This is a genomic window from Mesorhizobium sp. CA6, from assembly GCF_020165035.1.
Classification (GTDB): Bacteria; Pseudomonadota; Alphaproteobacteria; order Rhizobiales; family Rhizobiaceae; genus Mesorhizobium.
Genome location: NZ_JAIUHI010000010.1, coordinates 175,831 through 186,881, shown reverse-complemented (window position 1 = coordinate 186,881; position 11,051 = coordinate 175,831). Strand labels below are relative to the sequence as shown.

General features: G+C 63.9%; 11 protein-coding genes. 7 read left to right on the top strand and 4 right to left on the bottom strand.

The features are described from left to right. Nucleotides 1-126 precede the first annotated feature (126 nt). Nucleotides 127-609 (bottom strand): transcription elongation factor GreA, encoded by a 483-nt coding sequence (greA, locus tag LB526_RS17215; RefSeq protein WP_140845738.1) that lies wholly within the window; start codon nucleotides 607-609, stop codon nucleotides 127-129. 106 nt (nucleotides 610-715) lie between these two features. Between greA and LB526_RS17210 the strand changes: the two genes are divergently transcribed. Continuing rightward, nucleotides 716-2,092 carry a TIGR03808 family TAT-translocated repetitive protein gene (locus LB526_RS17210; protein WP_224628704.1) on the top strand — a complete coding sequence of 459 codons (1,377 nt, stop codon included), beginning with the start codon at nucleotides 716-718 and terminating at the stop codon, nucleotides 2,090-2,092. On the opposite strand, the gene LB526_RS17205 is transcribed toward LB526_RS17210, so the two are convergent. Beyond that, entirely contained in the window at nucleotides 2,089-2,901 is an 813-nt protein-coding gene (locus tag LB526_RS17205; RefSeq protein ID WP_224628703.1) for a class I SAM-dependent methyltransferase, read from the bottom strand. The two genes, LB526_RS17210 and LB526_RS17205, sit on opposite strands and share 4 nt — an antisense overlap. Nucleotides 2,902-3,080: 179 nt before the next feature. Between LB526_RS17205 and LB526_RS17200 the strand changes: the two genes are divergently transcribed. Both LB526_RS17200 and LB526_RS17195 read left to right on the top strand, forming a co-directional pair. After that, entirely contained in the window at nucleotides 3,081-3,362 is a 282-nt protein-coding gene (locus LB526_RS17200) for a DUF1778 domain-containing protein (RefSeq protein ID WP_224545693.1), read from the top strand. Continuing rightward, a complete protein-coding gene (locus LB526_RS17195; RefSeq protein WP_224545694.1) occupies nucleotides 3,362-3,841 on the top strand; it encodes a GNAT family N-acetyltransferase in 480 nt (159 codons plus the stop codon). The genes LB526_RS17200 and LB526_RS17195 overlap by 1 nt, the downstream gene beginning before the upstream one ends. On the opposite strand, the gene LB526_RS17190 is transcribed toward LB526_RS17195, so the two are convergent. Both LB526_RS17190 and LB526_RS17185 read right to left on the bottom strand, forming a co-directional pair. Next, on the bottom strand, nucleotides 3,834-4,835 hold the full coding sequence (locus LB526_RS17190; RefSeq protein ID WP_224628700.1) for an asparaginase: 1,002 nt from the start codon (nucleotides 4,833-4,835) through the stop codon (nucleotides 3,834-3,836). The two genes, LB526_RS17195 and LB526_RS17190, sit on opposite strands and share 8 nt — an antisense overlap. A gap of 53 nt (nucleotides 4,836-4,888) precedes the next feature. Then, nucleotides 4,889-6,055, bottom strand: coding sequence for an acetyl-CoA acetyltransferase (locus tag LB526_RS17185; RefSeq protein ID WP_224628698.1), 1,167 nt, complete (start codon nucleotides 6,053-6,055; stop codon nucleotides 4,889-4,891). Between the two features lie 187 nt (nucleotides 6,056-6,242). Here LB526_RS17185 and betI point away from each other — a divergent pair, with 187 nt between their 5' ends. Genes betI through betA form a run of 4 tightly spaced genes read left to right on the top strand, consistent with a single transcriptional unit; the run spans nucleotide 6,243 to nucleotide 11,005 of the window. Beyond that, nucleotides 6,243-6,833 carry a transcriptional regulator BetI gene (gene betI, locus LB526_RS17180; protein WP_224628697.1) on the top strand — a complete coding sequence of 197 codons (591 nt, stop codon included), beginning with the start codon at nucleotides 6,243-6,245 and terminating at the stop codon, nucleotides 6,831-6,833. Further along, entirely contained in the window at nucleotides 6,830-8,359 is a 1,530-nt protein-coding gene (gene betC / locus LB526_RS17175) for a choline-sulfatase (protein ID WP_224606482.1), read from the top strand. Before betI ends, betC begins: the two co-directional genes overlap by 4 nt. Continuing rightward, nucleotides 8,359-9,360 carry a threonine/serine dehydratase gene (locus LB526_RS17170; protein ID WP_224529978.1) on the top strand — a complete coding sequence of 334 codons (1,002 nt, stop codon included), beginning with the start codon at nucleotides 8,359-8,361 and terminating at the stop codon, nucleotides 9,358-9,360. Before betC ends, LB526_RS17170 begins: the two co-directional genes overlap by 1 nt. After that, nucleotides 9,353-11,005 carry a choline dehydrogenase gene (gene betA / locus LB526_RS17165; protein ID WP_224529982.1) on the top strand — a complete coding sequence of 551 codons (1,653 nt, stop codon included), beginning with the start codon at nucleotides 9,353-9,355 and terminating at the stop codon, nucleotides 11,003-11,005. Before LB526_RS17170 ends, betA begins: the two co-directional genes overlap by 8 nt. Nucleotides 11,006-11,051: the final 46 nt, after the last annotated feature.

Genomic DNA, 11,051 nt, shown 5'->3' with positions numbered 1-11,051 from the left:
CGACGACGGCGTCATTCTAAGGCCAATCCGCCACGACAACTACAAACGGGAAATGAACGCTGCTCGCGATGTCGTGGACAAATACGAAGCTGGGTTGTTACAGCAGCTGGCAATTAGGCTTGGCTGCTAGTTCTCGACCTTGTCCGAGAGCTTGACGATTTCCCATTCCTTGCCGTTGACGGTCACGACCTCGCCGATCTTCTTGCCGAATAGAGCCACGGCCATCGGCGAGACATGGGAAATGCTGCCCTTCGACGGATTGGCCTCGTCCTCGCCGACGATGCGCCAATGCACCTTCCTGCCGTCATCGCCTTCCAGGGTGACGCCCATGCCGAAGCGCACCACATCGCTGCCCGGCTCCGGCACCGAAAGCTCCGCGCTTTCGCGTCGCGCGGTCCAGTAGCGCAGGTCGCGCGATACGACAGCGAGGCGCTCGCGGTCGCCACGCCTTTCAGCCTTGGCCATCAGGTCGCGCAGCTCGGCGAGATTGTCCTCGATCATCGCCAGGCCGCGCTCCGTCACCAGGTTGCGGTGCGTGCTGACCGGACGTTCGCCGACGCCGGCAATGGCGTTTTCGCTGTCTTCTTCGCGCGTGAAAGCTCTGCTCATGCGGTGAACTTAGGCTTGGCGAGGCGACTGCACAAGCGGTTTGCCGATGAGCCCGCCTTGGCACGATTCCTGCGACAGACAGGGCGAAACGCCAGGACCTGTGCCGATGTTGAACAGACGAACGCTGCTTGCCCGGACCGCCGGCTTCGCCGTTGCCGGCGTCTTTGCCGGCAAGGCATCGGCCAAGTCGCTGCCGGGCATCGAGATGGCCGCGATGCGCGGCTCGATCAACGCCACGGAGATCGGCGTGCAGCCGGGCGCGGTCGACGACCAGAGCAAGGTTTTTGCCAGGATGCTGGCCGAGGCCAGCGACCGCGACCAGCCGGTATTCCTGCCGCCGGGCAGCTATCTCGTCTCAAACCTGAAGCTGCCCGCGCGCGTGCGCCTGTCGGGTGTGCCAGGCGCGACTCGCATCGTCTATGGCGGCAACGGCCATCTGATGATGGCCGAACAAGCCGAGCATATCGAGCTCAGCGGGCTGGTGCTCGACGGCGCCAACCGCTGGCTAGCCGACTACACGCAGGGGCTGCTCGACCTGCGCCGTGTCGCCCATCTCGTCATCGACAATTGCCAGGTGACCGGCAGCGGCAAGAACGGGCTGGCGCTCGAGCATGCCGTCGGTCGCGTCGGTCGCTCGGATATTTCGGGTGCTGCAGATGCCGGCATCTATTCAGTCGAGGCCGGCGGGCTGGAGATTTCGGGCAATAACATTTCGGACTGCGCTAATGGCGGCATACTGGTGCATCGCTGGCAGGCTGCGGAAGACGGCACCATCGTCAGCTGCAACCGCGTGCAGAGGATCGGCGCGCGCAGCGGCGGCACCGGGCAGAACGGCAACGGCATCAATGCCTTCCGCGCCGACAACGTCATCATCTCCGGCAACGTCGTCTCCGACTGTGCTTTCACCGCGGTCCGCGCCAACAGCTCAAGCAATTTGCAGATCACCGGCAACACCTGCTCGCGCTCGGGCGAAACCGGGATCTATTCGGAATTCTCCTTCGAAGGCGCAATCATCAGCAACAATCTGGTCGACGGCGCCGCCAACGGCATCTCGATCGTCAATTTCAACGAAGGCGGGCGGATGGCCGTCTGCTCGAACAATATCGTGCGCAACCTCTCGACCATCGGCCCCTACACCGCTGACCCGCCCGGCTTCGGCGTCGGCATCAGCGCCGAGGCCGACACGACGGTGTCCGGCAACGTCGTCGAGAACGCGCCGCTCTATGGCATGCAGCTCGGCTGGGGTCCTTATCTGCGCAATGTCGTGGCGACAGGCAACATCATCCGCAAGGCGGGCACCGGCATCGTCGTTTCGGTGGTCGAAGGTTCCGGCAGCGCCGTTATCTCGGACAATGTCATCGACGGCGCGAAAAACGGCGCCATTGTCGGCCAGCGCTGGGCCGATCCAATGACCGGGGACCTCACGCAGTCAACCGATACGGGCTACGCGCATCTCACCGTGGAGCGCAACAAGGTGAGTTAGGCCACGGCCACGATGATATGCGCCTGGATCTTGGCGGCAATTTCGCCGCTACCATGTCTGTCGGCTATTGCGGCTTCGGCGTAGTCAGTTGCCGACTCCAATCTTCCGGCCTCCCTGGCCTCGATCTCATTGCGAAGCACGGTGCCCTGACAGTAGGCGATGGCGGGAACGCGTGGCGAGGATGCGCGGCTCTGCTCGGCCCTGGTGTCGATCGTCACATCAGAGAATCCCGCGGCTTCGAGGTCGCTGCGGATCAGGTCCTTGTCGTGATAGCCATGCGGCGTGCGCGCCAGGAAGCGCGGCGGATCATGCGGAAATATCCTGGCGAGAGCATTCGTCACGTCATCGGCGAATATATTCTCCTCGATGCGATCCCAGACGCTGAAGAGGAAATGTCCGCCGGGCTTCAGCACCCGCTTTGCCTCGCGATAGGCAGCGGAACGGTCGGGAAAGAACATGGCGCCGAACTGACAACAGACGAGGTCGAAGGCCGCATCCTCGAAAGGCAGCTTCAGGGCATCCGCCTGGCGCCAGGTAATGCGGCTGTCAGGCCCCTGGCGCGAAGCCGCATAATCGAGCATCGGCTGGTTGAGGTCGGTTACGGTGTAGCTGGCACCAGGAGAGAGTTTCGGCGCCAAGGCACGGGTGACGGCTCCGGTGCCCGCGGCGGTTTCCAAAATGGCCAAGGGTGAGAAGGATGCCGCCCGTTGCGCGGCCTCCGCGGCATAGCCCTCGAAAATCAACGGCACCATATGGCGATCGTAATTTTCCGGGATTGACCCGGCAAACACCTTGTCCGCTTCCAGCATAGCCAGCGCCCAGCATCAATTGATGGTAAGGGAGACTAGCAGAAACATGAACTCGCTGCTGTTCGGTTTTGCGTAGAACCGACGCCGTCCAGGTCGCCAGCGATGAAATTGGCAATCTCAGATTTAGATACACGTTGTGTATGCAAAATGCTATATCGGCGATGGAAGGATACATCGCCATGGCCACCAAAAACCAGGACACCCACGCTAGGCCCGTCAATCTGCGCATCCGCGAGGATATCCGCATCCTGATCGACCGCGCCGCGAAGATACGGGGAAAAACCCGCTCCGACTTCATGATCGACGCCGCCTACCGTGCAGCCGAAGACACGCTGCTCGACCAGACGCTCGTCAAGGTCGATGCCGAAAGCTATCGGCATTATCTCGATATCCTCGACCAGCCGCCGAGCGGCGAGGGATTCGCCCGCCTGATGAATGCGCCCAAGCCTTGGCGGGACTGATGCTTTCGGCGCCAGCCCTTTTAGCCGATGCGCACGAACTCGACCTTTTTCAAAGCGGGACCGACAGCCTGGATCAGTGGCTTCGGCGGCGGGCGCGCGCCAATCAAGTCAGCGGGGCGTCCAGAACCTATGTGGTTGCGGAAGGTACGCACGTCGTCGGTTACTACTGCCTTTCATCGGGCGGACTTGACCTGGCGGATGCGCCCGGTTCGATCCGGCGCAATATGCCCGATCCCGTGCCCATGGCTGTGCTTGGCCGTTTGGCCGTCGATGCGAACTGGCAAGGCAAGGGTCTGGGCGTTGCTCTGCTGCAGGACGCGGTGCTGCGGACGGGCCAAGCGGCAGCCATTCTCGGCATTCGCGGTCTGCTGGTTCATGCCATATCGGATGAAGCCAAGACGTTTTATGAGCGCTATGGCTTTCAGGCTTCGCCAAAGAATCGGATGACTTTGGTGCTGTCGCTGAAGACAGCTAGTTGAGCGCCGCTGTCGGCCGCAGCAAGCCGACCTTGGCACCTATGCGGCTTTCGACCGCGGGATGGGCAAGTTCGATGAGCCTTGCCGCAACCGCATCACCGTTCAGCAGCTTCGCCAGCACGGCGGCGATCATCACCTCCGCCGCTCTGCCGGCCCCGTCATCGCATTTCAAGGCGATGCCGAGGCCAAGCTCTGGCAATGCCGCGCAATAGACGCCTTCGGCGCCGGTCTTGACGAAGATGCGACCGGGTGCCGCCTGCATCAGCGCGACGTCGGCCCTGCCGGTGCCCGCGACCAGGAAAGGCTCGGCCATGCAGGCCGAAAACAGCCGCTTCGCCGCCTTGGCGCGCTCGGGCGCAAAGCCGCTGCCCGTCGCCATGCGGGCAAAGCCCTGAGCAAAATCCTTCAACGGCACGGCGTAGGTCGGGATCGAGCAGCCGTCGATGCCGCAATGGTCGACGTCATGCGCCGCGCCCGTCACGGACTGCATGGCGTCGCGGACCATCTCCTGCAAAGCGTGGCCGGCTTTGACATAGCCGGCGTGGGAAATGCCGGCATGCACGCAGGTGCAGAGGAAGCCGGAATGCTTGCCGGAGCAGTTGTTGTGCAAGGCGTTCGGCACGTTGCCGGCGCGAGCGAGCGCGATGGTGGCGTCGTGGCTCGAGGGCCAGTGCGCACCGCATTCCAGCGCCGTCCTGTCGAGGCCTGCCCTGGCGAGCATCGCGTTGGCCAATTCGACATGGGCCGGCTCGCCCGAATGCGAGGCGCAGGCCAGCGCCAGCTCGCGGTTGCCGAAGCCGTAGGCATCGGCGGCACCCGATTCGACCAGCGGCAATGCCTGGATTGCTTTCACCGCCGAGCGCGGGAACACCGGGCGGTCCGTATCGCCGATCTCCCAGACGGCCTTGCCGTCGGCGTCGAAGACAGAGACCGCGCCGCGGTGGGCGCTTTCGACCACCTCGCCGCGCGTGACTTCGACCAGAACCGGATTTGTCATGTTGCCTCCCGCACACGCCGCCCAAGGAGGGCGCGCTTTGATGCGGGCCGCTTCTACCTGATCCGGTCGAGGATGGAAACGTAGTTGGCGACCGCCGCGCCACCCATGTTGAAGATGCCGCCGAGTTTTGCGCCCGGCACCTGGATGCCGCCGGCTTCGCCGGTGAGCTGCATGGCTGTCAGCACATGCATCGAGACACCGGTAGCGCCGATCGGGTGACCCTTGGCCTTCAGGCCGCCGGACGGGTTGACCGGCAGCCGACCGTCCTTTGCCGTCGTGCCATCCAGCGCCAGCCTGGCGCCCTCGCCTGGCTTGGCGAGCCCCATCGCTTCGTATTCGATCAGCTCGGCGATGGTGAAGCAGTCATGCGTCTCGACGAAGGAGAGGTCGTCGAGCGTCACGCCGGACTTCTTCAGCGCCTGCTCCCAGGCGCGCTCGCAACCCTCGAAGGAGAGGATGCCGCGCTTCGACATCGGGAGGAAGTCCTGCACATGCTCGTTGGCGCGGAAAGTCACGGCGCGGCGCATCTTCAGCGCCGTCGCCGTGTCGGTGAGAACGAGCGCCGCGGCGCCGTCGGAGACCAGCGAGCAATCGGTGCGCTTCAGCGGACCGGCGACGAACGGGTTCTTCTCGCTTTCCTGGCGGCAGAACTCATAGCCGAAATCCTTGCGCATCTGGGCGTAGGGATTGTCGACGCCATTCTTGTGGTTCTTGGCGGCGATCATGGCCAGCGCGTCCGATTGGTCGCCATAGCGCTGAAAATAGGCCTGCGCGATCTTGCCGAAGACGCCGGCAAAGCCTGCCGGCGTGTCGCCATCTTCCGGCAGGTAGGAGGCCTTGAGCAGGTTCTTGCCGATCTCGGGTCCGGGCGTGGTCGTCATCTGCTCGGCGCCGACCACCAGCACGACACGGGCGGCGTTGGCGTCGATGGCGCGGATGCCTTGACGGACGGCGGCCGAGCCAGTGGCGCAGGCGTTCTCGACGCGCGTCGCCGGCTTGAAGCGCAGCCGGTCATCGGCCTGGAGCACGAGGCTCGCGGTGAAATCCTGCGGCGAGAAGCCGGCGTTGAAATGGCCAAGCACGATCTCGTCGACATCGTCCGGACCGATGCCGGCGTGGTCGAGCGCTTCGACGGCGACCTTGGTGATCAGGCCCTCCAGCGTCTCGCCTTCGAGCTTGCCAAAGCGCGAATGCGCCCAGCCGACGATGCATGCGGTCATAGCAGCCTCCATTTGCGCCGCAGCCTAGCACGATCGCGCGCGGCACGTGATTCAATATTGTTCAATAATGAACCGTTTCCAGCCCCAGGGCATGGGCCAGATCGAAATGAAAGGTTGATCCCATGTCGATTTTTTATTGATTGATCCGTCAATAAAAAATAATCTAACCGCAGAACCGGATCCCAAAATGCCGAAAATCGGAATGAAGCCAGTGCGCCGCAAGGCGCTGATCGACGCGACGATCTCGGCGATCGGCGAGCGCGGATCGCTGGACGTGACAATGTCGGAGATCGCCGGCCGCGCCGGTGTCTCGTCGGCGCTGGCGCATCACTATTTCGGCGCCAAGGACGAACTGCTCTTCGCAACGATGCGGCACATCCTGGCCGAGCTCAACACCGACACCAGACGCGCGTTCGGCCTTGCCGTGACGCCGCGCCAGCGCGTCTCGGCCGTCGTCGCCGTCAGCTTTTCCGACGACCAGTTCCAGCCTCAGATTATCGCCGCCTGGCTCGCCTTCTATGTCGAGGCACAGAAATCGATGGAGCTGCGGCGGCTGCTGCGCATCTATGCGCGGCGGCTCAATTCGAACCTGATGAGCGGGCTGACCGGCATCCTGCCTCGGACCGAGGCCGACCGCGTGGCGGAAGCGACCGCGGCACTGATCGACGGGCTCTACATCCGCCGCGCGCTGAAGGACGGCGTGCCCGACGCGCAGACCGCGATCGCACTCGTGGAAGACTATCTCGAAACCAAGCTCAACGGACGGAGCCTGCCTTGACCACCCGGCGACCCAATTTCCTGATCGTCATGGTCGATCAGCTCAACGGCACGTTCTTTCCAGACGGCCCGGCGGACTTCCTGCATGCCCCGCACCTGAAGGCGCTTGCCGCGCGCTCGGCGCGCTTTGCCAACAATTACACTGCCTCGCCGCTCTGCGCGCCTGGCCGCGCTTCGTTCATGAGCGGGCAATTGCCGTCGCGCACCGGGGTCTATGACAACGCCGCCGAGTTCACGTCTTCCATTCCGACCTTCGCCCACCATCTGCGCGCCGCCGGCTATTATACCTGCCTGTCCGGCAAGATGCACTTCGTCGGGCCCGACCAGTTGCACGGTTTCGAGGAGCGGCTGACCACCGACATCTATCCCGCCGATTTCGGTTGGACGCCGGACTACCGCAAGCCCGGCGAGCGGATCGACTGGTGGTATCACAATCTGGGTTCGGTCACCGGCGCCGGCGTCGCCGAGATCACCAATCAGATGGAGTATGACGACGAGGTCGTGTTCCTGGCCACGCAAAAACTCTATCAGCTGTCGCGCGAGCAGGACGATGCGGGTCACCGCCCCTGGTGCCTTACCGTTTCGCTGTCACATCCGCACGACCCCTATGTGGCGCGCAAGCAATATTGGGATCTCTACGAGAACTGCCAGGCGCTCGATCCTGAAACGCCGTTCATCCCGCATGACGAGCAGGATACGCATTCGCAACGGCTCTATCGCGCCAGCGACTATCAGGCCTTCGAGATCACGCCGGAACAGGTGCGCCGCTCGCGGCGCGGCTATTTCGCCAACATTTCCTATGTCGACGACAAGCTGGGCGAGATTCTGGACGTCCTCAAGCGTACCCGCATGCTCGACGACACCACCGTCCTGTTCTGCTCGGACCACGGCGACATGCTGGGCGAGCGCGGCCTGTGGTTCAAGATGAGCTTTTTCGAGGGATCTGCCCGCGTGCCGCTGATGATTGCCGGCAAGGGCGTTCCGGCCGGGCCGATCAAGGCACCGGTTTCCAATCTCGACGTGACGCCGACGCTCTGCGACCTCGCCGGCATCGACATCGCCGCGATCGAACCGTGGACCGACGGCCAGTCGCTGCTGCCGCTGCTCGACGGCAAGGCGCGAAGCGGGCCGGTGCTGATGGAGTATGCGGCCGAAGGCTCCTACGCGCCGCTGGTCGCGATGCGCGACGGCAAATACAAATTCGTCCATTGCGAGCTCGACGCGCCGCAACTGTTCGATCTCGATACCGATCCGCTCGAGCGTGACAACCTCGCCGAGGATCCGGCGAACGCAGCCCTGGTGGCGATGTTCATGGACAAGGTCAGGGCCCGCTGGGACATGGCTGCCTTCGACGCCGCCGTGCGCGAAAGCCAGGCGCGCCGCTGGGTTGTCTATCCGGCGTTGCGCAACGGCGCCTACTACCCGTGGGATTTCCAGCCGCTGCAGAAGGCGTCGGAACGCTACATGCGCAATCACATGAACCTCGACAATCTCGAAGAGAGCAAACGCTATCCGAGAGGCGAATAATGGCTGACGTTCTCGTTCCCACCCTCGACCATCTGAAACAGGCCTATGCCATCACCTCGACGGCCACGCAGGTGACGCCGCTGCTGGAGTCGGTTGCGCTCGCAAAAGAGACAGGTGCAGCGCGGATCTTCGTCAAGCCGGAGTCGCTGCAATGGGCCGGCTCCTTCAAGGTGCGCGGCGCCTATTGGCGGTTGAACCGGCTTTCGCCGGATGAAGCGAAAAAGGGGGTCGTCGCCTATTCCTCTGGCAATTTCGCGCAAGGGCTGGCGGCGGCCGGCCAGGCGCTGGGCATTCCCGTCACCATCGTCATGCCGATCGACGCGCCCGCCGCCAAGCGCGACGCGACCGCCGGTTATGGCGCGCGCGTGGTGCTGACCGACCATGGCGAGCGCGCCCGCGAGGAAGTTGCGGCTGCAAAAGCGCGCGAGATCGCCGAGAGCGAGCACCTCACCTTGCTGCATCCCTTCGACGATCCTGAGATCGTGGCCGGCCAGGCCGGCGCGGGACTTGAAGCGCTCGACCAGCTGGCAATGAAGAAGGCGCATGCCGATCTGGTGTTCTGCTCGGTCGGCGGCGGCGGACTGATCGGCGGTGTTTCGCTGGCCTTCCACTATCTGTCGCCCAAGACCGAGATCATCGCCGTCGAGCCGGAAGGTTTCAACGGCATGGGCTCGTCGCTGGCGCATGGCGCGATCGAGACGATGCCGATCGGGCCGAAATCGATCTGCGACGGGCTGATGGCGCGCAAGCCCGGCGACGCGCCCTTCGCGGCGGTGAGCGCTGCCGGGGTGCGCGGTGTCACCGTCGACGACGCCTCGGTGCGGCGGGCGATGAAGATCGCGTTCGAGCGGATGAAGCTGGTGCTCGAACCTTCGGGCGCGGCATCGCTCGCAGCGCTGCTCGGCGGCAAGGTGGATGTGAAGGACAAGACCGTCCTTGTGGTTGCAACCGGCGGCAATGTCTCGCTCGCCGACTTTATGGCGCACATGAACAATGCTTGAAGCGGATTTCGTCATCATCGGCTCCGGCTCCGCCGGCTCGGCCATGGCCTACCGGCTGTCGGAAGACGGCAAGCACTCGGTGATCGTCATCGAGTTCGGCGGCACCGATATGGGGCCGCTGATCCAGATGCCGTCGGCGCTGTCGATCCCGCTCAATATGAGCCTTTACGACTGGGGTTTCGCCAGCGAGCCGGAGCCGCATCTCGGCGGGCGCGTGCTTGCCACCCCACGCGGCAAGGTGCTCGGCGGCTCGTCCTCGATCAACGGCATGGTCTATGTGCGCGGACATGCGCATGACTTCGACCACTGGGCCGAACAGGGCGCCGCAGGCTGGGCGTTCGCCGACGTGCTTCCCTATTTCAAGCGCATGGAGGATTGCGACGGCGGCGAGGACGGCTGGCGAGGCAAAGGCGGACCATTGCATGTGCAGCGCGGCACTCGGAAAAATCCGCTCTACGGCGCCTTCGTTGAGGCGGGCCGCCAGGCCGGGTTCGAGCTGACCGACGACTATAACGGCTCCAAGCAGGAAGGTTTCGGGCCGATGGAACAGACCATTCTGGGCGGCCGCCGCTGGTCGGCGGCGAACGCCTATCTCAAGCCGGCTCTCAGACGCGGAAATGTCAGGCTGCTCAAGGGTTTCGCCCGGCGCGTGGTAATCGAGAATCAACGCGCGATCGGCGTCGAGATCGAAGCTGACAAAAAGATTCAGGTCGTTAAGGCGCGCCGTGAGGTGATCGTCGCGGCGTCGTCGATCAATTCGCCGAAGATCCTGATGCTGTCAGGAATCGGCCCGGGTGCGCATCTCCAGGAAAACGGCATCCAGGTGGTTGCCGACCGGCCGGGCGTCGGCGCCAATCTGCAGGACCACCTGGAGCTTTATATCCAGCAGGAATCGACCAAGCCGATCACGCTGAACTCGGTGCTCAATCCCTTCTCCAAGGCGCTGATCGGCGCGCAATGGCTGTTCTTCAAGACCGGCCTTGGCGCCACCAATCATTTCGAGGCGGCAGCCTTCGTGCGTTCGCAGGCCGGCATCGACTATCCCGATATCCAGTACCACTTCATCCCGGCGGCCGTGCGCTATGACGGCAAGTCGGCGGCGAAGTCGCACGGCTTCCAGGCGCATGTCGGCCCGATGCGCTCGAAGTCCCGCGGCTCGGTGAGCTTGCGCTCGCCCGATCCGAAGGCCAAGCCGGTGATCCGCTTCAACTATATGTCGCATCCGGACGACTGGAGCGAGTTCCGCCACTGCATCCGGCTTACGCGCGAGATTTTCGGCCAGAAAGCCTTCGACGGCTTTCGCGGCAAAGAGATTTCACCGGGCAGCCATGTGCAGTCGGACGACGAGCTCGACGCCTTCATCCGCGACCATGCCGAGAGCGCCTACCATCCTTGCGGCACCTGCAGGATGGGCCGCGCCGACGACCTGACCAGTGTCGTCGATCCGGAATGCCGGGTGATCGGCGTCGAGGGGCTGCGCGTCGCCGACTCCTCGATCTTCCCGCGGGTGACCAACGGCAACCTCAACGCGCCCTCGATCATGACCGGCGAGAAGGCGTCCGACCACATCCTTGGCCGAACGCCGCTGGCGCCATCCAACCAGGAACCGTGGATCAATCCGCGCTGGCAGGTGGCGGACCGATAGGGCATTGTCGGGCAGACCGCCCGATCGGCCAACAGTTCTGGAGAAA

Bases quoted from the DNA above. Each gene is read 5' to 3' on its own strand.
- LB526_RS17170 (WP_224529978.1), top strand. From the start codon at position 8,359: ATGGCTGACGTTCTCGTTCCCACCCTCGACCATCTGAAACAGGCCTAT.
- LB526_RS17195 (WP_224545694.1), top strand. From the start codon at position 3,362: ATGCTTTCGGCGCCAGCCCTTTTAGCCGATGCGCACGAACTCGACCTT.
- LB526_RS17190 (WP_224628700.1), bottom strand. From the start codon at position 4,835: ATGACAAATCCGGTTCTGGTCGAAGTCACGCGCGGCGAGGTGGTCGAA.
- LB526_RS17205 (WP_224628703.1), bottom strand. From the start codon at position 2,901: ATGCTGGAAGCGGACAAGGTGTTTGCCGGGTCAATCCCGGAAAATTAC.
- LB526_RS17185 (WP_224628698.1), bottom strand. From the start codon at position 6,055: ATGACCGCATGCATCGTCGGCTGGGCGCATTCGCGCTTTGGCAAGCTC.
- betI (WP_224628697.1), top strand. From the start codon at position 6,243: ATGCCGAAAATCGGAATGAAGCCAGTGCGCCGCAAGGCGCTGATCGAC.
- betA (WP_224529982.1), top strand. From the start codon at position 9,353: ATGCTTGAAGCGGATTTCGTCATCATCGGCTCCGGCTCCGCCGGCTCG.
- greA (WP_140845738.1), bottom strand. From the start codon at position 609: ATGAGCAGAGCTTTCACGCGCGAAGAAGACAGCGAAAACGCCATTGCC.
- LB526_RS17200 (WP_224545693.1), top strand. From the start codon at position 3,081: ATGGCCACCAAAAACCAGGACACCCACGCTAGGCCCGTCAATCTGCGC.
- LB526_RS17210 (WP_224628704.1), top strand. From the start codon at position 716: ATGTTGAACAGACGAACGCTGCTTGCCCGGACCGCCGGCTTCGCCGTT.